This is a genomic window from Streptomyces sp. NPDC047043 (assembly GCF_040644055.1).
GTDB lineage: Bacteria > Actinomycetota > Actinomycetes > Streptomycetales > Streptomycetaceae > Streptomyces.
This window is the reverse complement of record NZ_JBEYVO010000018.1, coordinates 208,602-231,588: the sequence shown is the minus strand read 5'-3', so window position 1 is coordinate 231,588 and position 22,987 is coordinate 208,602. Positions and strand designations below refer to the sequence as shown.

Sequence of the window (22,987 nt, the reverse complement as noted above, 5' to 3'; positions counted from 1 at the left end):
CGTGCGGCCCTCCACCGTGCCCCAGCCGGTGATCACACCGTCGGTGTGCGGCTTCCTGGCCTCCAGGCCGAAGCCGGTGGCCCGGTGCCGGCGCAGCTGCTCGACCTCCTGGAAGGAACCCGCGTCCAGCAGCAGCTCGATCCGCTCGCGCGCGGTCAGCTTGCCCTTGGCGTGCTGCGCCTGGGTCGCCTTCTCGCTCGGTCCGGCCAACGCCCGCGCACGGATCTCGTGCAGCTCGGCCACCCGGCCGGCGGTGGTCACAGTCGTACTCATTTCTCCTCCCAAGGTCGTCGCCCCGCCCGTGCCCGCACCGCGTCCAGCAGCGTGGCCTGTTGCATGCACTCCGCGGCGACCTGCGGGTCGGTGCCGCCCGAGCGGGCCGCCCGTAGGAAGGCCCGTACCGTCGCGGCCACCTGGTCGTGCGGTGCGAGGGTCAGTTCGCGGGGGCCGTGGGTGTCCGTGACCCACACCGTCGGCTTGTGGTCGGCGGGCGGGGTGAACGCGGTCTCGACGCGGATGCGGCCCCGGCTGCCCCAGAGTTCGTACGCCGACCGGTAGGCGTGCTCCATGCCGAAGGCGAGCTGCCCGAGGACGCCGTCCCGGGAGCGCACGAGGACCGCGCCCGACGTCTCCACCGCCGAGCCGCCCGAGTGCTCCAGGGCCGCGCCGGCCACCTCCAGGCCGGAGCCGAGGAAGTACAGGGCGGCCCGCAGCGGGTAGTAGCCGATGTCGAGCAGGGCGCCGCCGCCCAGGTCGGGGCGGTGACGGATGTTCCCCGCGGGCAGCGGCGGGACCGCGAACGCCGCGGTGAAGGCGCGCAGTTCGCCGATCGCACCGCCCGACACCAGCTCTCGTACGACCGAGTGCTGCGGGTGATGGACGAACATCACGTTCTCCATCAGGGCCAGGCCCGAGGTGCGGGCCAGATCCAGCAGCTCGGCGGTGGTGTGCGCGTGGGCGGTCAGCGGCTTCTCCGCCAGGACGTGCTTGCCGGCCGTCAGCGCACGGCGGGTCCACTCGGCGTGCAGGGAGACGGGCAGCGGCACATACACCGCGTCCACGTCGTCCCGGTCGAGTACGGCGTCGTACGACTCGACGGCCGCGCAGCCGTACTGCCGAGCCAGTTCCCGTGCGCGTGTGCCGCTCCGGCTGGCCACCGCGGTCAGCTCGACGTCCGGGTCCTGCGCCATGGCGGGCAGGACCCGGCGGCGGGCGATGTCCGCGGTGCCCAGAACGGCGACGCGCAGCGGACGTTCAGTCATGTGCTCGGGTTCCCATGAGGTCGCGGGTGTCGGCGCTGATGGCGTTGAGGCAGGCCAGCAGCGTCCTGGCCTGCACGTTCACGTAGTGGCCGTGCTTGACCAGCTCCGAGAGCTGGCCGACCGTCACCCACTGGAAGCCGGTCGGCGGCAGCAGCGGGGCGTCCTCCTCGTCGGCTTCGATGATCAGGTAGCGGTTCTCGGCGTAGAGGAAGCGGCCGCCCTCCTCGGAGTGGATGGCGTCGTAGCGGATGCGGTCGGGGGCGGCGGACAGCACCTCGTCGAGGAAGGGCGGGTCGACCGACAGTCCGGCGAAGTTGTCCGGGGAGGCCTGCACGGTCGGCGCGAGTTCCACGGTGTCGAGGAAGCCGCCCTCGACCTTGGCGTTGGCCAGTACGTGCAGCACCCCGCCGAAGGAGCGGACGACGAAGGCGGCGACGCCGCGGCTGCACGGTTCGATCAGCGGCTGGGTCCAGCCGGTGACCTCGCGGTTGCCGGCCTGCACCTCGACGGCCACGACGTTGAACCAGCGGTCGTCGTCGCTGCCGATGCGGGCCTCGTCGCGGGTCCAGCCGGGGACGTCGGCGAGCGGGATGCGCTCGGCCCGGACGTCGTAGCGGGAACGCTCGGCGGTGAACCAGGACAGCAGGTCCACGTCGGTCAGCAGGGCGCCGGCCTCCGGGTCGCGGGAGCGGGCCAGCGCGTCCAGGAACCCGTCGACTGCGGGGAGTTGGGGGCGGTGGGCGGGCAGGCAGGCCAGGACCGTGCGCGAGTCCATGTTGACCAGGTTGTCCTGGTGCAGGAGTTCGTTGAGCTGGGCGAGGGTGAGCCAGCAGAAGTCCTCGTCGAGCGGGACGTCGTCGTCCACCTCGACGATCATGTTGCGGTTGCTCTTGTGGAAGAACCACGAGCCGTGCTCGGACTGCAGCACGTCGGCGAGGATCCGTCCGCGCCCGGGACCGGTGAAGTACTGGATGTACTTGACGTCCGTGCCCTTGTGGACCTTGGTGTAGTTGCTGCGGGTGGCCTGGACGGTGGGGGAGAGCTGGAGCAGGTTGCGGTTGCCGGGCTCCATCTTGGCCTGCATCAGGAAGTGCAGGACGCCGTCGAACTCCTTGACCAGGATGCCGAGGATGCCGACCTCGGGCTGCTTGATGATCGGCTGGTACCACTCGCGGTGCGGGCCCTGGTCGGTGGTGACGTGCAGGCCCTCCACGCTGAAGAAGCGGCCGCTGGCGTGCACCAGGTTGCCGGTGTCCGGTTCGAAGGACCAGCCGCGCAGCTTGGAGAACGGGATGCGTTCGACGCTGAACCGCCCCGCCCTGCCGCGTGCGGCGAACCAGTCGTGGAACGCGTCGGTGGTCATGCGCCCGGCCGTGGTCGCCGCGGACGCCGCGATCCGGTCGGCCACCGAGGCCGGTTCGCGGGGCTGGACCACGGGCTGCGGACGCGTCAACTCCGTGAGTGTCGACGACATGTACGGTCTCTCCTTGTCAAGGACGGTGCGTGGTAAGGGGAGTTGGGGTCACCGGCCGGCGAGGAACTCGCGGACGGACGCGACCATGTAGTCGGTCATCTCGTCGGTGAGGCCGGGGTAGACGCCGATCCAGAAGGTCTGCTCGGTGATGACGTCGGAGTTGGTGAGGTCGCCGACGACCCGGTGCGGTACGTCCTGGTAGGCGGGCTGGCGGGTGAGGTTGCCGGCGAACAGGTTGCGGGTGCCGATCTTGCGGTGCTCCAGGAAGTCCACCAGCTCCTTGCGGCTGAAGGGCGCGTCGGGGGCGACCGTGATGACGAAGCCGAACCAGCTGGGCTCGCTGTTCAGCGTCGCCTCCGGCAGGATCAGGTGCGGTGCCCCGTCCAGGCCTTCGCGCAGCCGGGACCAGTTGTGCCGACGGGCCGCGGTGAACGCGTCGACCTTGGCCAGCTGGGTCAGGCCGAGGGAGGCCTGCAGGTCGGTGGCCTTGAGGTTGTAACCGACGTGCGAGTAGATGTACTTGTGGTCGTAGCCGGCCGGGAGGGTGCCCAGCTGGTACTCGAACCGCTTGAAGCAGCGGTTGTTCTCGCCGGGCTCGCACCAGCAGTCGCGGCCCCAGTCGCGCAGCGACTCCACGATCCGGGCGAGCGCCAGGTTCGAGGTGAGCACGCAGCCGCCCTCGCCCATCGTGAGGTGGTGCGCCGGGTAGAAGCTGACGGTCGTCAGGTCGCCGAAGGTGCCGGTCAGTTTGCCGTCGTAGAGCGAACCGACCGCGTCGCAGTTGTCCTCGATGAGGAAGAGGTCGTTCTCCTCGGCGATCTGGGCGACCTCGGCGACCTCGAAGGGGTTGCCGAGGGCGTGGGCGATCATGATGGCGCGGGTCTTCGGGCCGAGCGCGGCCTTGATGCGTTCGGCGGTGGTGTTGTACGTCTTCAGCTCGACGTCGACGAAGACGGGCACGAGGCCGTTCTGCAGGATCGGGTTGACCGTGGTGGGGAAGCCGGCGGCGACCGTGACGACCTCGTCGCCGGGCTTGAGGCGGCGGTCCTCCAGGTGCGGGGAGGTGAGGGCCGACATTGCGAGCAGGTTCGCGGACGAGCCGGAGTTGACCAGGTGGGCCTTGCGGCGCTTCATGTAGCGGGCGAAGCGCGACTCGAAGCGGCGGGAGTGGGTGCCGGCCGCGATCTTCATGTCGAGGGCCGCCTCCACCAGGGCGACCCGGTCCTCGGGGCCGAGGACGGCGCCGGAGGGCCAGATCTCGTCGACGCCCGGACGGAACGCACCCGACGGCTCCTTCTGGAGGTGGTAGTCGCGCACCTGCTCCAGGATCCGTGCCTTGGTGTCACTCATCTTGTCCTGCCTCCATGGTGAGTTCGGCACGTGGCCGTCAGGTCAGGGGTGGGCCGATGCGGACATCGTGGGTGCCGCTGCTCGAACGGCACTGGACAACAGGTCGCGCAGCGACTCGTCGAGGGTGCGGCGCGGCTGCCAGCCGAGCAGGGTGCGGGCCAGGCCGATGTCCATGCGCTGCCACTCGGCCTCCGGGGGGCGTCCGCCGGCCACCGGTGCCTCCACGATGCGGGTACGGCGCCCGGACAGCTCGACCAGCCGCGCCACCAGCTCCCGTACCGAAGTCGCCTGCCCACCACCGATGTTGACGACCTGCCCCGTCGCCTCGGATTCGGCCGCGGCGACGACGGCGTCCGCCACGTCCCGTACGTCGAGGAAGTCGCGGTGGGCGAGCAGCGGGGCCAGCCGCAGCGGCTCGGTGCCACCGCCCGCGAGATGGCCGGCGACCATGCCGAGCAGGCTCAGCGGCGAGGTGCCGGGGCCCGACACGTTCGAGACGCGCAGCACGAGCCCGTCCGTGCCGGAGTCGAGCAGGGCGCGGGCCCCGGCCAGCTTGGAGCGCCCGTACGGGGTGACGGGCGCCGTCGGCGTGGACTCGGTGATGCCGGTGCGCGGGGCGGGCCCGTACTCGTGCACCGAGCCCACCTGGACCAGCCGCGGCGGGCCCGCGGCGACCAGACGCTGCACCAAGTCCCGGTTGCACAGGTCCATTTCGTCGGCCGTGACACCCCAGACCGCACCGGCCGCGTTCACCACCACATCGGCGCGGTGCCGGCGGACCAGCTGTGCGATACGGGCGGGTTCGGCCCGTACGAGATCGAGTTCGTGGATCTCGTACGTCGTCGCCGTGGCCGGCCGGGTTCGGGCCACGCCCGCCACCCGCCAGCCCGCCCGCTCGAAGGCGCCGCACACATGGCCGCCCACGAAGCCCGAGGCGCCCAGCACCAGTACCGCACGCCCGCCGTCCGGCCGTCTCAGAATCGCCGACACGTCCCCGCCTCCCAAGTCGTCTGTGGTGGCGGCACTTTGGCGGGTGGCACTAGGGCCTGTCTGGAGTTTCCCGTCGTCCGCCCGCGGGGCAGGCGGGAAACTCCGGACAGGCCCTGAGGGCGGGGCTGGACCCGCCGCCCCGGCGCTACCGGGAATCGAGTCGGGGTGCCTACCGTCCCGGGGCATGAGGATCGAAGAGACCGCTGTGCCGGACGCGTACCGCATCATGCCGAGACTGCTGCCGGACGCCCGCGGCAGCTTCCACGAGTCGTACCGCAACGACCTGCTCGCCGCCGAGACCGGGCACCGCTTCCTGCCCCGCCAGGTCAACTACTCGACCTCCGCCCGCAACACGGTGCGCGGGCTGCACGGGGTGGCGATCCCGCCGGGGCAGGCCAAGCTGGTCAGCTGTGTGCGCGGGGTGCTCCTCGACGTCGTGGTCGACGTGCGGGTGGGGTCGCCGACCTTCGGGCGGCACGACTGCACCGTGCTGGACGCCCGCAGCGGGCGGGCGGTGTTCGTCGCGGAGGGCCTCGCGCACGGCTTCGTCGCGCTCACCGACGACACGTGCATCAGCTACCTGTGCTCGACGGAGTACGTGCCCGGCACCCAGCTCGATCTGCGGGCGCTGGACGGCGAGTTGGGCATCCCGTGGGCCAAGTGGCTCACCGGGGACCCGCTGCTGTCGGAGAAGGACGCCAATGCCCCGACCGTGGCCGAGGCGGCCGAGCGGGGTCTGCTGCCGACGTACGAGCAGTGCCTGGAGCTGTACGGGAAGCCTGCCCGGGCGGCCGCGTGAGACACCGGACCATACGTCGAGGCCCGCTCCGGGGAATCGGGAGCGGGCCTCAACTCATTTCTGCGTCAAGCCACTTGAGCGGTCTCCTCCAGCCGTACGCCCAGTGAGACCAGTGCCTGCGACGGCGAGTGACCGGCGTCCCCGCGGGCCGCCACATAACCGTCGGGGCGGACCAGGAGCCAGTCGCCGGGACGCAGACCGAGGTCGGCGGCGACGGACTCGTCGGTGAGATGGAGGGTGCGCAGGCGCCGGCCCGCCGTACGGCGGTATGTCAGCAGGAGCCAGTCCGGGCGGCGCAGTTCCGCCAGCACCTCCTGCCAGGCCGGGGAGCCGGCGGCGCGGGCGGCGTCGACGCGGGCGAGGCGTTCGCCGGGGCGGATGCCCGCGGTACCGGGTGCGGCGAGGGTGAGGGGGCTCGTGCCGTAGCCGAGGCCGAGGGCCGACATGCCGCCCATGATCTTGCGCTGGATACGGCCCTTGAGGGGCGGCACATTGCGCAGGAACGTGAAGGCGGTGCGCAGCAGGGCCGCCGCCTTGCGGCTGCGCAGCTGCACCAGCAGCGTGGCCATCCTGGTGGTGCGCAACAACTCGGCGCCGACCGGGACGCGTTCGGCGCTGTAGGAGTCGAGGAGCGAGTCCGCGGCCTCGCCGCGCAGCACCGCCGCCAGCTTCCAGGACAGGTTCACCGCGTCCTGGACGCCGGTGTTCATGCCCTGACCGGAGGCCGGGCTGTGCACATGGGCGGCGTCGCCCGCCAGTAGCACGCGGCCCTGGCGCATCTGCGGGATCATGCGCTGCTGGATGGTGAACACCGAGACCCAGGAGGGGAGTTCGACCCGTGCGGGCCGTCCCGTGCCCGTCGCGATCTTCTCGGCGAAGCGGTCGGCGACCATGCGGTCGTCGCCGCCGTACGAGGTTTCCGCGGTGTCCAGCAGCCGCCATTTGCCCTCGTCGGGGAACGGCACCATCATCACCGTGCCGCGCGGGGTGCGCATCCAGTGGATGCTGTCCTTGGGCAGGTCGCAGTCGACGACCGCGTCCGCGATCAGCCAGGTCTCGCTGGACTCGCCCGCCAGCTTCAGGCCCAGCTGCTTGCGGATCGTGCTGTGTCCGCCGTCGGCGCCCACCAGCCAGTCGGCGGCGACCGTCTCGGTGCGGCCGTCGGGGCCGGTGAGCTCGGCGAGCACACCGCCGGAGCCCAGGTCCTGGAAGCGCTCGAGGCGCACGCCCCACTCGACGGTGACCCCGAGGCGGGCCGCGGCGTCGCGCAGCACTTCCTCGGTGATCACCTGGTCGACCATGAGTGTGAACGGGAAGCGGGTGGGCAGCCGGCTGTAGTCCGTGTCGAAGCGGATCAGCCGGCGGCCGTTCTGGTGCAGCGTGAAGTGCTCGACGCGCTGGCCGCGCGGCAGCAGTTCGTCCAGGACGCCCATCTGGTCGTACGTCTCCAGGGTGCGGGCGTGCGTGGCCAGGGCCCTGCTGGTGGTGGCCGGGCCGTCCGCCGCGTCCACCAGCCTGACCCGGACACCGTGCCGGGCCAGCTCGTGGGCGGCGCTGAGCCCGACGGGCCCGGCGCCCACGACCAGCACCTGGGGGGCGGAAGCCGTCACTGCTGACCCTCCTTGGTGCCGTGCTTGACCGCCTTCCACCAGCCCGGGTTGTCCCGGTACCAGGCGACGGTGGCGGCGAGGCCCTCCTCGAAGGAGATCCGGGGCGTGTAGCCCAGCTCCTCGTGGATCTTGGACTCGTCGAGCGAGTAGCGCAGGTCGTGACCCTTGCGGTCGGCGACCCGGACCACGCTCGACCAGTCGTTGCCGGTCAGCTCCAGGAGCCGTTCGGTGATCTGACGGTTGGTCTGCTCGTTGCCGCCGCCGATGTTGTAGACCTCTCCGGCCCGGCCGCGGGTCAGCACCAGCTGGATCGCCCGGCAGTGGTCGTCGACGTGCAGCCACTCGCGGATGTTGGCACCCTCGCCATACAGCGGGACCGTCTCGCCCTCCAGGAGGTTGGTGACGAAGCGCGGGATCAGCTTCTCCGGGTGCTGGTACGGGCCGTAGTTGTTGGAGCAGCGGGTGATGGAGACGTTCAGGCCGTGGGTGCGCCAGTAGGCGCGGGCGATCAGGTCCGAGCCCGCCTTGGACGCGGCGTAGGGGGAGTTGGGCAGCAGCGGCCACTCCTCCGTCCAGGAGCCCTCGTCGATGGTGCCGTACACCTCGTCCGTGGAGACGTGCACGACCCGCTGAACTCCCTGGCGCAGGGCGGCCTCCATCACGTTCTGGGTGCCGCCGACGTTGGTCGCCACGAACTCCGCGGCGGACTCCAGCGAACGGTCGACGTGCGACTCGGCCGCGAAGTGCACCACCGCGTCATGGCCCTCGAACAGCTCGAGCAGCAGCGGCAGATCGCAGATGTCGCCCTCGACGAAGGTGAGCCGCGGGTGGTCGGCGGGCAGGTTCTCGCGGTTGCCGGCGTAGGTCAGCTTGTCGAGGACCGTGATCTCGGCGTGCTCGTAGCCCTCGTACCCGCCGTCGAGGAGCGTGCGGACGTAGTGCGAGCCGATGAAGCCCGCGCCGCCCGTGACCAGGATTTTCTTGCTCATGCCGCGACCTCCACGCGCGTGTGGTCGCCGACCACCAGACGGTGGTGGCGCTCTTCGAGTTGGGCGCCCGTGACGGCGGACGAGCGGCCCAGCAGCGAGCCGCGCAGCCCGCGCACGCCGGACACCGTCGCGCCGTCCAGGGCGATGGAGCGGTCCAGATGGGCATCGGTCAGCACGCAGTCGCGGCCGATCGAGGTGTGCGGTCCGATGTGGCTGTCCTCCAGCACCGTGCCCGCACCGATCACCACCGGGCCCACCACGAACGAGCGGACGATACGGGCCCCGGGCTCCACGACGACCGGGCCGATCAGCACGGAGTCCTCGTCGACCTCGCCCTCGACGCTGCGCGACACGGCGTCCAGCAGCATCCGGTTGCACTCCAGTACGTCCTCGACCTTGCCGGTGTCCTTCCAGTACCCGGCGTACTCCTGGGCCCGTACGGTCTGCCCGTCGGTCACCAGCCACTGGATGGCGTCGGTGATCTCCAGCTCGCCGCGGGCGCTCGGCTCGATCGAGTCGACGGCCTCGTGGATCGCCGGGGTGAAGAAGTACACGCCGATCAGGGCCAGGTTGGAGCGCGGCACCGGCGGCTTCTCCACCAGCCGCTCCACCACACCCTGCGCGTCGACCTCGGCGACGCCGAACGCCCGCGGGTCCTCCACCTGCGCGACCAGGACCTGCGCGGCGGGCTGCAGGGCGCGGAACTCGGCGGCGGCCTCCCGGATGCCCTCCGGCAGCATGTTGTCGCCGAGGTACATCACGAAGTCGTCGTCGCCCAGGAACTCGCGGGCCAGCTGCACGGTCTGGGCGAGACCGGCCGGGCGCTCCTGCGGGATGTAGGTGATGGCGACGCCGAGGTGGGAGCCGTCGCCGAGGGCGTCCGCGATCTCGGCCGCGTGGTTGCCGACGATGATGCCGATCTCGGTCACGCCGATGTCCCGGATGTTGTCCAGGACGTGTTCCAGGACGGGCTTGTTGGCGATCGGGATGAGCTGTTTGGGCATGGAGTAGCTGAACGGGCGCAGCCGGGATCCCGTTCCGCCGGCCAGGACAAGAGCCTTCATGGGGGCCTCTTCCGGAATGTTCGGTTCGACAGTCATGGAGTTGGGTCGGACGGTGATGGGTCAGGCGGCCGCCGGTGCCAGTCGGCGGACGGGGCGGTGCAGGGCCTCCACGAGGTCGGCGAACCGGTCGGTGGCGGCGTCGAGTTGGTCGGTCACGGCCTCCGCCTGTTCGGCGTGGACGAAGAAGCTCTCGGCGACGGCGGCCGGCTTCATCGACATCAGCACCGGGCGCAGGCCGTAGTCGAGGGCGAGTACATGGGCGAGGGAGCCGCCGGTGGCGAGGGGCAGCACGACCTTGCCCTCGAGGGCGAACTGGGGGAGCAGGTCGAGGAAGGCCTTCAGCAGGCCCGAGTAACCGGCCTTGTAGACGGGGGTGGCGAGAACAACGGCGTCGGCCTCCGCGAACTGCCGCACCGCTGCGGCGATTTGAGGGTGTGCGGTGTCGGCGGCGAGCAGTTCGCCCGGCGGCAGGGTTCGTACGGCAAGGACGTCGGCCAAGTGGCCGCGCGCGTCGAGCCGTTCGGCCGCGCGGGTCAGTACGCGGTGGGTGAGCGAGACGGGCGAGGGGCTGCCGGAGACGGCGAGGATCGTCGGCATGGGGCGACCTCCTTCGGTCAGCGGGCGCCGGCGGGCTCGACCGCCCGTGCGGCCTCGCGTCGTACGGAGTCGACGAGTTCGAGGGAGGCGAGCACCTGCGCGGGGTCGCTGACGAAGTCGACCAGGCAGGCGATCTCGTCCACCCCGGCCGCCCGCACCCGGCAGGCCGTGTCGGTGCACTCCTCGACCGAGCCGATCAGGGAGTTGCCGGACAGGTAGCGGTTGACGCCGAGGTCGGCGAGCTTCTGCTGGGCGCGGGCCGCGGACAGGACGTCGCGGCCCTCCTTGTTGCCGCTCATCCGGCCGCCGGCCTGTACGGCGCCCGCCTCCAGGTCGATGGCGGAGAGCAGGTAGTCGCGCAGGGCGCCGCCGCCGACCTCGCGGGCCCGCTGCGGATCCTCGGCTACGTAGGTGTGCATCATCACCGTCACCGTGCCGGGGCCCTCCCAGCCGGCCTCGGCGCGGGCCGCGCGGTAGAGGGCGACCTTGCCGGCCAGCGAGGCGACGTCCTGGTTCTCCAGGTGGGTGAGGATGTTGCAGCCGATCCTCCCCGCCTCGATGAACGTGCCCTCGCTGCGCGAGGCGGTGACCCACACCGGCAGCTCGGGCTGGACCGGGCGCGGGTACAGCGGCAGCGTGGCCTCGGTGCCCAGGGGGGTGCGGCCGGTCCAGCGGCCGGTGCGCCAGGCCTCGCGGATCGCGGCCACGTCCCGGGCCATCTGCTCGCGCCGGGTGTCGTACTTGTCGGGTGCGATGACGAAGTCGTTGACGTTCCAGCCGGAGCCCACCGAGATCGCCACCCGGCCGCCGGAGATGCCGTCGACCGCAGCGAAGTCCTCGACGATGCGGGACGCCGGGTGCAGCGGGGTGACCACGCTGCCCGCGCGGATCCCGATCCGCCGGGTCACGGCGGCGACGGCGGCCGAGGTGACGGCCGGGTTGGGGAAGGCGCCGCCGAAGCGGTGGAAGTGGCGCTCGGGCGTCGACACGAAGCCGAAGCCGAGCTCGTCGGCGCGGCGGGCCGCGTCGAGCATCAGCCGGTAGGTCTCCTCGGACCGGTCGCCGACCGCGGCGAAGAAGAAGACGCCGAAGTCGAGCGGGCGCCCGCCGGGCTCTGCGCGACCGGAGCCACCGGAGTGACCGGACTGCCGGGATTCCGCGTTCATCCTGTGCTGCCTCCTTCCCCGTCGGACGTCGTCGCGGCGGGGTCGTCGTCATGGGGCTTGCTGTCCGCGGTCACCATCGGGCCGTCCCCTCGCAGCGGACTTGAGCCCGGGCAGGCCCACATCGGTACGACCTCTGCTCCACCGGCGGTCGAGCAGGCGCCGTCAGGCTCGGTGGGACCGACTTCCGTCCCGACGGACCCGATCGCCCAAGAGGTTGCTGGATGACGACTCAGACACTCGTGGCCGCCGACACCGTCGACGGCCTGCTCGCCGCGGCGGTCGCCGCCCGGCCCGACGCGCCCGCCGTGCGGGACTCCTCGGGCAGCTGGACGTACGCGGAACTCGACGCCTGGTCACGGGCGTACGCCGACTGGCTCACCGCCCGCGGTGTGCGCCGCGGCGACCGGGTGCTGGCCCGGGTCGGCAACGTCCGCGAGTTCACCGCCCTGCTGTTCGGCGCGCTGCGCCGCGGCATCGTCTTCGTGCCGGTCAACCCGGCGATGAAGCGCTTCCACCTCACCACCGTCGTACCGGACTGCGACCCGGTGCTGCTGATCGCGCAGACCAGCGAAGACGTCGACGTCCTACGGGAGTTGACGGACCGCCCGGTGGTCCCGCTCGCCCACGCGCGGGCCGGCGCCGAGCAGCAGCTGCACGCCGGCAACCACGACGACGTCCCCGTACGACCGGACGAGCTCGGCCTGCTGATCTACACCTCCGGCTCCACCTCGGCCCCCAAGGCCGTGGCGAGCCCGCACGCGCCGATCGTCTTCGCGGCCCGCGCCATCCAGGCCCGGCTGAACTACCGCGAGGACGACGTAGTCCTCGCCGCCGTGCCGCTCTCCTTCGACTACGGCCTCTACCAGATCTTCCTCTCGGTGATCGCCGGCGCCCAGCTGGTGCTGACCGAACCCGACCGCCATGTAAGGCTGTTGGGCACCCTGCACGAGTACGGCGTGACCGTCGTCCCGCTGGTGCCCTCGCTCGGTGAGATGCTGCTGACGCTGGCCCGCCGCGACCGCCGGGAGCCGCCGCCGGTGCGGCTGTTCACCAACACCGGTGCCGCCCTGACCGCGCCCGTCATCGCGCAGCTGCGCAAGGCGTTCCCGCAGGCGCAGGTGGCACCGATGTTCGGCACCACCGAGTGCAAGCGGATCACCGTCCTCGAACCCGACGGCGACCTGGCCAGGCCGGGTTCGGTCGGCCGTGCCCTGGACGGCACCGAGGTGCTGATCCTCGACGACGACGCCCGGCCGCTGCCGTCCGGCACCGTCGGCGAGATCGCCGTCCGCGGCCCGCACATCATGGACGGCTACTGGCGCGCCCCCGAGCAGACCGCACTGCGCTTCCGCCCCGACCCGGCCACCGGCGAAGTCACCCTCCACACCGGCGACTACGGCCACCTCGACGCCGACGGCCACCTCTACTTCGAGGGCCGCCGCGACGACCTGTTCAAGCGCAAGGGCGTCCGCATGGGCACCCTCGAGATCGAGACGGCCGCCCTGGACATCCCCGGCGTCACGGCCGCCGCCGCGCTCGCCCCGGCCGACGGCCACGACCTCACCCTGTACGCCGTCGCCGGGCTCACCTCCGACGAGGTCCTCGCACAGCTGGCCGAGCGGCTGGAGGCCGCCAAGGTCCCCGCCGTCTGCCACCTGGTCGACGAGCTCCCGCTCACCCCGAACGGCAAGACCGACAAGCAGCGGCTGCGCCGCGAGCAGAACGCCGACGCATAAGGAGTACGCACCATGACGACCACCCCGGACCCCGACTTCGAGCACCTGCTGCGCTCGGTCCTGCCGCGGCTGGCCGGCTCGGGCCCGATCGACCCGGCGCTCGACCTCAAGGAGGCCGGCCTGGACTCGATGGCGACCATCGAGCTCCTCGTCCGCCTGGAGGACACCTACGACGTGGAGTTCCCGGAGAACACCCTCACCGCCGCGACCTTCGCCACCCCGGCGGCCCTGTGGGGCGTCCTCGACGCCCAGCGCGCCGTCGCCCACTGAGCCACCTCACCGCAACACAGCACATCCAACCCCTCACAAAAGGAGAACCACCATGACCCACCTCTTCATCGGCCTCGGCGTCACCATCGCCCTCATCCTGGCCGCCAAGTTCGTCGGTGACGCGATGAAGCGGAACCGCGGCTGATCCGGCCGAACCAACCGAAGGGGCCCCGACCGAGAAATCCGGTCGGGGCCCCTTCGCGTCACTGCTTTCAGGCTGCGGCCAGCCGCTCCAGGTCCTCCACGACCCGCGCCGGGCTCGGCATCGCGGCCATGTCGTCCCGCAGCGCACGCGCGCTCTTCGCGTACCGCTCGTCGTCCAGGACCTCCGTCACCGCTGCCCGGATGCGCACCGGGTCGTTCTGCGGTTCGGCCTCGCCGAGGACCCGGGCCGCGCCGGCCGCGGCGAGCAGTTCGGCGGACGCGAACTGGTCGACCAGCTGCGGAAGTACGACCTGCGGCAGCCCGAAGTGACAGCCGGTCATGGTGGTGTTGGCGCCGCCGTGGTGGATCAGGGCGTCGCAGTCGCGCAGGAAGAGGTTGAGCGGGGCGGGCTCCACCACCCGTACGTTGGCAGGAAGTTGGCCGAAGCCCTCGTGGTACTCGGGGGCGGCGGTGACGACCGCCTCCACGTCCGTCAGGCCGTCGAAGGACTCGATGATCGTACGGAAGAGTCCGGTGCCGTTGAGTACGAGTGTCTGGTTGCCCAGGCAGACCGCGACCCGGCGCACCCCCTCCGGCGCCGGGACCCGCAGCCACTCGGGTGCGGTGCCGACGCCGTTGTAGGGGACGTAGCCCATCGGCGCGCCCGGCGGTGCGGTCGGGTGGCGCAGGGCCGGCGGGCACGGGTCGAGGAGCAGGTCGGGGTCGGGCAGTCCGTCGAGGCCGAGCCGGGCGCAGGTGCCGTGCAGGAAGTTGCGGGCGGAGGCGCGGGAGGGGCCGCTGAGCGGGTCGACGCCCCAGCGGACCTGGACGGACGGCACGCCGAGGACGGCGGCGACGATCTGGCCGGACAGCTCCAGCTGTTCGGAGACGACCAGGTCGGGTCGCCACTCGCAGGCGAAGTCCAGGTAGCTGCTGAGCAGGTAGCGGGCGTGGGTCTCCCAGAGTTTCGTGGTGCCCGCCATCTTCTCCGGCGGGGTCGGGCCCACCAGCTCCAACGGCCGTACGCCGGGCGGCAGATGGCGCTGCAGGACGTCCAGGCCGTGGAAGCGGTCGCCGATGTCGACGGCCGCGAGTCCGGCCGCGCGGGCCGCGTCCGTGACGTCAGGCTGCGCGGCGACCGTCACCTCGTGTCCGGCGCCCTTCAGTGCCCACGCCAGTGGCACCAGCGGGGTGAAGTGAGTCGGAAAGGGGGTGCTCAGCATCAGTACGCGCATCGTCGTGCGCCTCCTCGGTGACTTCGGTGACTTCGGCGTCTTCGGTGATCTCGTCGACATTGACGTCGCCCATCACCAGGGCGGTGATCAGGGCGAGCAGCAGCAGGCCCGCGGCGGTCAGCAGGAGCGTGCCGGTGGCGTGGGCGAAGGCGTCCACGACCAGGTGCCGGCGGGCGGGCGGGAGTGCGGCGAGGCGGGCCGCGGCGGCGTCGGGATCGGTGACGCCCGCCGCCTCGGCCGACGAGGCGAACCGTGTGCTGAGGACCGCGCCGAGCACGGTGCCGCCGATCGTGGTGCCCAGCATGGTGGCGAATCGGGAGGTGGTGGTGACCACGCCCAACTCCTCGGGAGCGGCCGCGGACTGCGTCATGAACAGGGCGATCTGGGTGACGCCGCCGAGACCCGCGCCCAGGAGCACCAGCAGCACGTCGAGCTGCCACGTCGGGGCGTCGGCGCGGGTGACGGCGAGCCCCAGCCCGGCGGTGGCGGCGACCGCGGTCGCCGTGGTGACCACCAGCACCGGCTTGCAGCGGCCGGTGCCGGCGATCCAGCGGCCCCAGCCGAAGAAGACCAGGACGACGCCGACGGCGAGCGGGATCAGATGCAGGCCCACCGCGTCGAGGTCCACGCCCCGCACGATGTTCAGGTAGTTGATGAGGAACACCGGCAGCGACAGCAGTGCGAAACCGCCCACGAACTGCAGGATCGCGGCCGGCCGGAACACCCTGTCCTTGAACAGGGTGAGCGGCATCAGCGGATCCGCCGCCTTCAACTGCCGTACGGCGAAGAAGACGAACATCATCAGGCCGCCGTAGAAGTACGGCACCACCGGACCCGAGAAGGAGTGCTGTTCCCCGTACGTCTTCACGCCGAGCAGCAGTGCGCAGGTCGCGGAGGCGACGAGGACCGAGCCGAAGATGTCGACCGGCTGCCGGGTGCCCTTGACCTTCAGCCGCAGCGCCCAGGTGACGCCGGCGAGGGCGAGCCCGGCGAGCGGCACGTTGAGCAGGAAGATCCACCGCCAGGACAGCTCCTGGCTGAGCGGGCCGCCGATCATCGGGCCCGCGATGATGCCCGCCGCGATCAGCGCACCGCCCGCGTTGGAGCGTCCGGCCCGGGACTTGGGCGGGAAGAGCGTGGCGATCACGATCAGCGTCATGCTCATCAGCCCGCCGCCGCCGAGACCCTGTACGGCCCGGAAGAGGATCAGCTGGTTGAGGGACTGCGCGGTCGCGCACAGCGCGGAGCCCGCCAGGAACGTGGCGAGCGCCGAGAGGTAGATCCGGCGCGGCCCGTAGCTGTCGCTGAGCCTGCCGTACAGCGGCTGTGCGGCCGTCGCGGCCAGCAGATACGCGGTGATCAGCCACGGGAAGCGCTCGATGCCGTGCGCCGGGTCGAGGTCGCGCACGATCGGCAGGACGGCCGAGGAGACGATCGAGCCGTCCAGCAGGGCCAGCGTCATGGTCGCCATCGCGCACACGATGAAGACCAGGACCTGGATGTCGGTCATGCCGTGGGGGTTGGACTTCTTCGCCTCGACGGTCATGCGCGCACCTCCCGGCGAACCGCCAACTGCTCGAGTTCCACGGCGACTTCGGCGGGCGACGGCATTGCGTCGATCTCGGCGCGCACGGCCGCCGCGTCCGCGCGGTAGGTGGGCTCGTCGAGCAGGGCCCGTACGGCGTCCGCCAACCGGCCCGGGTCGTTCTGGAGTTCCGCGGAGTCCAGGGTGATCCCGGCACCCGCGTCCGCGATCCGGTCGCCCGCGACGAACGCGTCGCCGAGTTGCGGCAGGACCAGTTGGGGGACGCCGAGGGCGGCGGCGCCCAGCGTGGAGTTCGCGCCGCCGTGGTGGATCGCCAGGTCGGCGCCGGGGAACAGCAGTCCTGGTGCGGTGAGTTCGGTGTACGTCACGCCGTCGGGCAGGGCGCCGACCGCCTCGCGGTGCTCGGGCGCCGCGGACACGACCGCCTCGATGTCGCCGAGGCCGGCCAGCACGTCGACGACCCGCCGCAGCAGGCTCGCACCGCCGAGTTCCAGGGTGTGCCCGCCGAGCGCGACGGCCACCCGCCGGCCGGGCGGGGTGCGGTACGCCCACGGGGTGCCCCGGCCGGTGTGCGGGACCGGGCGGATCGGGCTCGCGGCCGGCGCCTCCCGGTCGGCGAGGGACGGCGGCGCCGGGTCGAGCAGCAGGTCGGGTACCGGCACGTGGTCCAGGCCGAGCCGTTCGCACACCGGCCCCTGGTAGAGCCGTACGAAATTGAGCATGGCCGGGGCGGTCGGGTTGACGCCCCAGCGGTGCTGCACGTTCGGGATGCCGAGGAGCGCGCCGATGATCGAGCCGGCGAACTCCATGTGCTCGGAGAGCACCAGGTCGGGCCGCCACTCGCGGGCCAGGTCCAGATAGTCGGGCAGGAAGTACGGCACGTGGTTGCGCCACACCTGGGCGACCCCGCCGATCTGCTGCCGGTCCGGGCGGCCGAAGACCTCGATGGGCCGCATCCCGGCGGGCCGCCGCCCGCCGCGCAGATCCTCCGGGTGGAAGGCGTCGCCGAAGGTGACTGCGGCGAGCCCGGCGGCCTCGGCGGCCCGGGTGACATCGGGCTGGCCGGTCACCAGGATCTCGTGACCGGCGTCGGCGAGGGCCCGGATCAGGGGCAGCAGCGGCAGGAAGTGGGTGTCGACGGGGGTGCTGATGACCAGGACGCGCATCACAGGTTCTCCAGGTCGCGGACGACGGCGGCGGGGCTCGGCATGGCGGCCACGGAACGCGCCAGTTCGGTGGCGCCCTTCGCGTGGCGCTCGTCGCCGAGCAGGGTGTTCAGGGCGTCGGCGACGGTCGCCGGGTCGTTCTGCTCGGCTGCGGTGCCGAGCGAGATCGCCGCGTCGGTGGCGGCGAGCAGCTCGCCGCCCGCGAACTGGTCGGCCAGCTGCGGCAGTACGAGCTGCGGAATTCCCGAGCCGGTGGCGGTCATCAGGGTGTTGGCGCCGCCGTGGTGCACGATCGCCGCGCAGGTGTCCAGGAATCCGCTGAGCGGCACGGGAGTCGTCAGCCAGACGTTGTCCGGGGTGGGTCCCAGGGCCTCCATGTACTCCTCCTGGACGGTCAGCACGCCCTCGAATCGGGGGAGCCGGGCGAACGCCTCGATGACCGTGCGGAACAGCGGCAGGCCGCCGAGCGCGATGGTCTGGCGGCCCATGGAGACGACGACGCGGGGCTTGTCGCCGGGCCGCATCAGGCGGTCGGGGACCGGTCCGGTGCCGTTGAACGCGACGTGGCGGATCGGGGTCGCCTTCGGGGTCCCCGGGTAGAGCAGCTCCGGCGGTGCGGGGTCGAGGATCACGTCGGGCAGCGGGAGGCCGCCCGCGATGCCGTACCGGTCGCAGGTGCCCTCCAGGAAGTCCACCGCCGTCTCGCGCATCAGCGGGCTGAGCGGGTCGACGCCCCAGCGGTGCGAGACCACCGGGATGCCCAGGACGCCGCCGACCAGCAGTGCCGCGTAGTCCATCTGCTCGGAGACCACCAGGTCCGGCCCGAACTGCCGGGCCACCTCCAGATAGCGGGGGAACAGGTAACGGGCGTGCAGCACCCACACCTTGGAGCCGATGGCGATCATCTTCGGTGTCGTCGGGCCCGCCACCTCGATGGGGCGTTTGTCCGGCGGCAGCGGCGGGCTGAGCAGGTCCTTGGCATGGAAGGCGCGGCCGACGGTGACCGTGCACAGGCCGGCCGAGCGGGCCGCCGGGATGATGTCCGGCTGGCCCGCGACCAGCACCTCGTGCCCGGCGCCGCGCAGCGCCCAGGCCAGCGGGACCATCGTGGTGAAGTGGGTGGACTCGGGGGTGGACAGGATCAGTACGCGCATGAAAGGTCCTCGGGGTCGGTGGCTGGTCCGCTTCGTACGGCTTCGGTGAAGGCGGTCGCGACGGCGTCCGCGACCGTCGCGGGCAGCCGGTCGGTGCGGACCGTGGCGGTCACCTCGGCGCCCTGGCCGGAGAGGCGGACGTCGAGCTCCAGCTCGGTGGACATGACGGGGCTGTCGAAGCGCAGCAACTCGGCCGTGCAGCCCGGGAGTTCGAGCACCGGGTCCGGGTCGTCCTGCATCAGGAAGGTGGGCATCGCGGCGAGGGCGTCGCTGCCGCCGGCCCACACCAGGATGTGGTCCAGGGCCGCCCCGCCGATCTCCTGCGCGGCGAGCGAGGCGTCGGTGCTCGCGACGGCGCGGCGCAGCAGACCGCCGTCCGTCTTCGTGCCCGGCGGCCAGAACCGCAGGTAGATCAGGTCGACCCGGCAGCTGACCGCCGTGGCGAGCACCCCGCTGCCGCGCCGGGCCACCGGGACCTTGACGGTGATGTCGTCCTGGCCGCCGAGCTCGCGCAGCACGAGGCCGAACAGTGACGCGAGCAGCGCGAACCGCGTGGTGCCGAGGGTGCGGGCGCGGGCGTCCCAGCCGGCCAGGGAGTCGGCCGAAAGGGGCAGCGAGCGGGCGTACTTGGGGCCCGCGGACAGGGCCCCGGCGGTGCGGCCGGGCAGCCGCAGCGGCTCCGGCTCGTCGAGCAGGTCCTCCCAGAACTCCCGCTGCCCGGCGAGGTCGACACCGGCCAGCGCGCGCCGGTGGTCGGCGGCGACCTCGGCCAGGGTGGCGGCCGGGGCGGGGAAGCGGGGCAGGCGGCCTTCGAGACGCGCTCGGTACGCGTACGACAGATCGGCGGCGAGCACCGTCTCGGAGGCGCCGTCGAAGGCCGTGTGGTGGGCGACCAGGCCGAAGAGCGTGCGCCCGGTGTCCCGGCTGCGCAGTGCCGCGCACCGCCACACCCGGCCCTCACCCACGGCGAGCGGGGTGAACGCGCCCGCCAGCCACTGCTCGACCGCCGCCGACTCGTCGTCCGCGTCCGGGAGGTGAAGGAACTCCGCCTGCACCGGCCGCTCCGGTACGACGGCCAGCGCGGTCTGCTCGCGCAGCAGGTACTGGGCGTGCAGTGCCTGATGCCTCAAGTGCACGTCGCTCACGGCCAGTTCGAGCGCGGCTCGGTCCACCGGGCCGGACAGCCACCAGGTCAGCCGGCACAGCCCGCTGAGGCCGGTGCTGTCGTGCGCGGCGGCCCACAGGAACCCGGCCTGCTGCGGGGGCAGTTCGACTTCGCCGGTGTCCGTGCCGGGGGCCGAAGGTTGTTCCGTCTCGGCTTCGGTCGAGTCCAGCCATGCGGCGAGCCCACGCACCGTCGGAGTGCGGAAGATCTGCGAGGGCGACACGGCCGTGTCCAGTGCGTCGCCCAGGTGCTGGCAGAGCCGTGCGGCGTCCAGGGAGCTGCCGCCCAGTTCGAACAGCGAGGCGTCCGCGGGCACCGCAGCGCAGTCGAGCACAGTCCGGAACGCGTCCGCCACGACGGCCGCCGTTCCCGTCAACTCCTCGGTCTCCGGGGCGGTTTCGGCCTCCGGCGAGGTGAGGGAACGCCGGTCCAGCTTCCCGTTGCCCAGCAGCGGGAACCGGTCCAGCAGATGCACCCGGCGCGGTACGAGGTACTCCGGCAGCAGCGCCGCGAGCCGTTCGCGCAGCTCCTCGGGGCCGATGCCCAGCTCGTCGGTGCGTGTGTAGAACAGGGCGAGGCCGTGGTACGAGCCGTCCGGCTTCGGTAGCGGCACGACGGCCGCCCCGGTGACCGTGGCCACCCGCTCCACGGTCCGCTCCACCTCGGCGGGCTCGATCCGGTGCCCCCGGATCTTGATCTGCCGGTCGCCGCGGCCGGTGTAGTGCAGCATGCCCTCGGCGGTGCGATGGCCCAAGTCGCCCGTACGGTAGAGACGTTGACCGTCGACGGTGACGAAGACCCGCTCCGTCAGCTCCGGGTTGCCGAGGTAGCCGAGCGCCAACCCCGGTCCGCCCAGGCACAGTTCGCCCGTCTCACCGGGGGCGCACACCCGGTCGCCGTCCAGCACCAGGATGTCGGTGTGGGCGAGCTCGTGGCCCAGCGGGACTCCTGCCGGGTCGTCGCAGTCCTCGGGGCGGATGTCGTGGGCGGTGACGATCGCCCCGCACTCCACCGGGCCGTACACGTTGAGCAGCCGGATGCCGGGGTGCTCGGCGAGGAAGCGGCGGACACGGGTGGGGGCGGCCCGCTCGCCGCCGATGGCCAGCCACTTCATGCCCGCGAAGGCGCGCACGTCGGTGGTGACCAGCATGTTGAACAGCTGGGTCGTCATGAAGGCCGCGTTCACGCCGTTCTCGGCGACCAGTGCACGCAGGGCGCGCGGCACGAGCACGGGCTCGTCGAGGAGCACCGTGGTGCCGCCGGTGAGCAGCATGCTCCAGCAGTCCAGGGTGAAGCCGTCCCAGGTCGGCGGCGCGGTCTGCGGCATCACCGTGCCGGGCCCGAGTTCGGCGAAGGTCTCCGCGTCGAAGAGGCGTACGGCGTTCTCGTGGGTGGAGACCACGCCCTTGGGGGCGCCGCTGCTGCCGGAGGTGAAGAACACCGCGCACGGATCGCCGCCGCTCACCGCCACCGGCGCCGGACGCAGCCCGCGCGCGGCGGTCAGGGTGAGGTCCTCGGTGGGCGGCGCCCACGCGGGCACCGACCAGGGCCCGGGCTCGGCCGTGACGAGCAACGGCGCGTCGAGCTGCCGTATCTGTGTCTCGAGCCGCTCAGCCGGCCACCGCGGGTCCAGGACCGAGTAGGCGGCCCCGCACTTGAACAGCGCGACCAGCACGACGATCAGCCGGGTGCCGCGCTCCATCAGCACCGGCACCAGGTCGCCCGGCCGCACCCGCTGCTCCTGCAGGAGGGCCGCCAACGTGTCGGATGCCGCGTCGAGTTCGCGGTACGAGACCCGAACGGACCGGTGGATCAGGGCAGTTGTGTCCGGGTAGCGGCGGGCCGCGTCCTGGAACAGGGCGTGCATCGTCTCGCCCCGCGCGAACCGGGGCGCCTCGCTCTGCGCGGTGGGCGCAAGGAGTTCTACGGTCATCGTCTTCCTGCCTCCCCGGGGACGGGAACGTCGGTGTGACCGGCCGATGCGCACGCTTCGAGGAAGCCCACGAGCCGGTCGGGCGTGGGCATCGCGTCGATCTCGTCCCGCAGCGCACGGGCCCGCTGCCGGTAGGAGGGCCGGGCCAGCAGATCCCGTACGGCGGCCCCGACCGCGCCCTCGGCGGCGTCCGCGGGCAGCGCGGTGCCGGCACCGGAGGCGCGCACCAGATGGGCCCAGTGCTCCTGGAAGGCGTTCTGCGGCAGCAGCAGCTGGGGCAGGCCGTGGGTGACGGCGATCAGCCCGCTGCCGACGCCGCCGTGGTGCACCAGGGCGTCGCAGTGCGCGAGCAGCACGTCGAGCGGGAAGGATTCCACCGCCCGTACGCCGTCCGGGAGTTGAGGCAGGTTCTCGGCCTGGGCGGCGGTGACCGCGAGGACCACGTCCGCGCCGAGTTCGCGCAGGCTCGCGATCACGTGGTCGCGGACCTCGTCGAGGGCGGTGGTGGTGACCCCGCCGGTGACGGCCACCAGTGGACGCTGCGTGTCCCGCCCGGTGCGCAGCCACGGCGGCAGGGCCGCGGGGCCGGCGAAGGGGACGTACCGCATGTCGGCCCTGCGCACCCCGTGCGGCGGACGCAGGCCCGGCGGGCACGGGTCGATCCACACGGACGGGCCCACCACCGGGTCGAGCCCGAACCGCTCGAAGAGCCGCGCGTACGACGGTCTGAGCTCGGCCTCGCTCTCGCAGTGCACGCCGAGCGAGACGCCCCAGGTGTGGCCGACGGCAGGGACCTTGAGGGCGGCCGCGGCCACCAGGCCGGCCGCGGCGGCGGTGTCGTGCACCACGACGTCCGGCCGCCAGAAGCGGGCGAAGGCGACCAGGTCGTCGGTGAGCGTGTCGGCGACCGCGACCATCTTCTCGACCAGGGCCTCGGCGAGGTCGCTGTCGAGGACCGCGACGGACTCGCCGGCCTGCTTCAGCCTGCCCGGGCCGAGGCCCAGCGGCCGGGCGGCAACGGCGGCCGTGACGGCCTCGTCGCCCACGGGCACCGCCACCAGGCCGGCCCGCGTCACCGGCGCCACGCACTGCGGCCGTACCGCCACCCGCACCTCGTGGCCCGCGAGTCGGGCGGCCCAGGCGAGCGGGATGATCCAGGGAATGTGGGCCGGGCCGTGGCCCACGAACAACACGCGCATCCAGTTGCCTCACTCCATCGCGTCCGGTCAGTGGCAGGGCAAGGGTGCGGGGGACCGCTCGAATGCGACTCGGGTTGCGGGCGAACGCCGACGTGCCCGCAAGGGGGCTCAAACCCCTTGCGGGCACGGCGAGTTGAA

19 protein-coding genes are annotated in these 22,987 nt (G+C 72.3%); 3 read left to right on the top strand and 16 right to left on the bottom strand.

Annotation, left to right across the window (positions count from 1 at the left end):
- The 5 genes from ABZ880_RS28080 to ABZ880_RS28060 form a co-directional block, all read right to left on the bottom strand.
- On the bottom strand, positions 1–273 hold a 273-nt coding region (locus ABZ880_RS28080), incomplete at its 3' end, for a carboxyl transferase domain-containing protein (RefSeq protein ID WP_361267893.1).
- The gene (locus ABZ880_RS28075) at positions 270–1,262 is read right to left on the bottom strand and encodes a Gfo/Idh/MocA family oxidoreductase (protein WP_361267891.1); all 993 of its coding nucleotides are present in this window, start codon (positions 1,260–1,262) and stop codon (positions 270–272) included. The genes ABZ880_RS28075 and ABZ880_RS28080, both read right to left, overlap by 4 nt.
- Positions 1,255–2,736 (bottom strand): NDP-hexose 2,3-dehydratase family protein, encoded by a 1,482-nt coding sequence (locus tag ABZ880_RS28070; protein WP_361267889.1) that lies wholly within the window; start codon positions 2,734–2,736, stop codon positions 1,255–1,257. Before ABZ880_RS28070 ends, ABZ880_RS28075 begins: the two co-directional genes overlap by 8 nt.
- A gap of 48 nt (positions 2,737–2,784) precedes the next feature.
- Positions 2,785–4,086, bottom strand: a complete 1,302-nt coding sequence (rfbH, locus tag ABZ880_RS28065; protein WP_361267887.1) for a lipopolysaccharide biosynthesis protein RfbH — start codon at positions 4,084–4,086, stop codon at positions 2,785–2,787.
- A gap of 42 nt (positions 4,087–4,128) precedes the next feature.
- A complete protein-coding gene (locus ABZ880_RS28060) occupies positions 4,129–5,076 on the bottom strand; it encodes an NAD(P)-dependent oxidoreductase (protein WP_361267884.1) in 948 nt (315 codons plus the stop codon).
- 184 nt (positions 5,077–5,260) lie between these two features.
- On the opposite strand from ABZ880_RS28060, the gene ABZ880_RS28055 reads away from it, so the two are divergent.
- Entirely contained in the window at positions 5,261–5,875 is a 615-nt protein-coding gene (locus ABZ880_RS28055; protein ID WP_361267882.1) for a dTDP-4-dehydrorhamnose 3,5-epimerase family protein, read from the top strand.
- 65 nt (positions 5,876–5,940) lie between these two features.
- Here the strand turns inward: ABZ880_RS28055 and ABZ880_RS28050 are convergent, their stop codons facing one another.
- The 5 genes from ABZ880_RS28050 to ABZ880_RS28030 are packed head-to-tail and all read right to left on the bottom strand — an operon-like array spanning position 5,941 to position 11,301.
- A complete protein-coding gene (locus tag ABZ880_RS28050) occupies positions 5,941–7,485 on the bottom strand; it encodes an FAD-dependent oxidoreductase (protein WP_361267880.1) in 1,545 nt (514 codons plus the stop codon).
- Entirely contained in the window at positions 7,482–8,474 is a 993-nt protein-coding gene (gene rfbB / locus ABZ880_RS28045) for a dTDP-glucose 4,6-dehydratase (protein ID WP_361267878.1), read from the bottom strand. The genes ABZ880_RS28050 and rfbB overlap by 4 nt, the downstream gene beginning before the upstream one ends.
- Positions 8,471–9,538 (bottom strand): glucose-1-phosphate thymidylyltransferase, encoded by a 1,068-nt coding sequence (locus ABZ880_RS28040; RefSeq protein ID WP_361267876.1) that lies wholly within the window; start codon positions 9,536–9,538, stop codon positions 8,471–8,473. Before ABZ880_RS28040 ends, rfbB begins: the two co-directional genes overlap by 4 nt.
- A gap of 60 nt (positions 9,539–9,598) precedes the next feature.
- Positions 9,599–10,135, bottom strand: coding sequence for an NADPH-dependent FMN reductase (gene ssuE, locus ABZ880_RS28035; protein WP_361267874.1), 537 nt, complete (start codon positions 10,133–10,135; stop codon positions 9,599–9,601).
- 17 nt (positions 10,136–10,152) lie between these two features.
- Positions 10,153–11,301, bottom strand: coding sequence for a MupA/Atu3671 family FMN-dependent luciferase-like monooxygenase (locus ABZ880_RS28030; RefSeq protein WP_361267872.1), 1,149 nt, complete (start codon positions 11,299–11,301; stop codon positions 10,153–10,155).
- A gap of 221 nt (positions 11,302–11,522) precedes the next feature.
- On the opposite strand from ABZ880_RS28030, the gene ABZ880_RS28025 reads away from it, so the two are divergent.
- Positions 11,523–13,037, top strand: a complete 1,515-nt coding sequence (locus ABZ880_RS28025; RefSeq protein ID WP_361267870.1) for an AMP-binding protein — start codon at positions 11,523–11,525, stop codon at positions 13,035–13,037.
- Between the two features lie 12 nt (positions 13,038–13,049).
- Positions 13,050–13,307 (top strand): phosphopantetheine-binding protein, encoded by a 258-nt coding sequence (locus tag ABZ880_RS28020; RefSeq protein WP_361267868.1) that lies wholly within the window; start codon positions 13,050–13,052, stop codon positions 13,305–13,307.
- 212 nt (positions 13,308–13,519) lie between these two features.
- Here the strand turns inward: ABZ880_RS28020 and ABZ880_RS28015 are convergent, their stop codons facing one another.
- From ABZ880_RS28015 to ABZ880_RS27990, 6 genes are read right to left on the bottom strand one after another with little or no spacing between them, the layout of a single operon-like run.
- Entirely contained in the window at positions 13,520–14,686 is a 1,167-nt protein-coding gene (locus ABZ880_RS28015; protein WP_361267866.1) for a nucleotide disphospho-sugar-binding domain-containing protein, read from the bottom strand.
- On the bottom strand, positions 14,574–16,232 hold the full coding sequence (locus ABZ880_RS28010; RefSeq protein ID WP_361267864.1) for an MFS transporter: 1,659 nt from the start codon (positions 16,230–16,232) through the stop codon (positions 14,574–14,576). The genes ABZ880_RS28015 and ABZ880_RS28010 overlap by 113 nt, the downstream gene beginning before the upstream one ends.
- Positions 16,229–17,398 (bottom strand): nucleotide disphospho-sugar-binding domain-containing protein, encoded by a 1,170-nt coding sequence (locus ABZ880_RS28005; RefSeq protein WP_361267862.1) that lies wholly within the window; start codon positions 17,396–17,398, stop codon positions 16,229–16,231. Before ABZ880_RS28005 ends, ABZ880_RS28010 begins: the two co-directional genes overlap by 4 nt.
- Positions 17,398–18,552 (bottom strand): nucleotide disphospho-sugar-binding domain-containing protein, encoded by a 1,155-nt coding sequence (locus ABZ880_RS28000; protein WP_361267861.1) that lies wholly within the window; start codon positions 18,550–18,552, stop codon positions 17,398–17,400. The genes ABZ880_RS28005 and ABZ880_RS28000 overlap by 1 nt, the downstream gene beginning before the upstream one ends.
- Positions 18,540–21,650 carry an amino acid adenylation domain-containing protein gene (locus ABZ880_RS27995; protein WP_361267859.1) on the bottom strand — a complete coding sequence of 1,037 codons (3,111 nt, stop codon included), beginning with the start codon at positions 21,648–21,650 and terminating at the stop codon, positions 18,540–18,542. Before ABZ880_RS27995 ends, ABZ880_RS28000 begins: the two co-directional genes overlap by 13 nt.
- Positions 21,647–22,849 (bottom strand): nucleotide disphospho-sugar-binding domain-containing protein, encoded by a 1,203-nt coding sequence (locus ABZ880_RS27990; RefSeq protein WP_361267857.1) that lies wholly within the window; start codon positions 22,847–22,849, stop codon positions 21,647–21,649. Before ABZ880_RS27990 ends, ABZ880_RS27995 begins: the two co-directional genes overlap by 4 nt.
- Positions 22,850–22,987 lie beyond the last annotated feature (138 nt).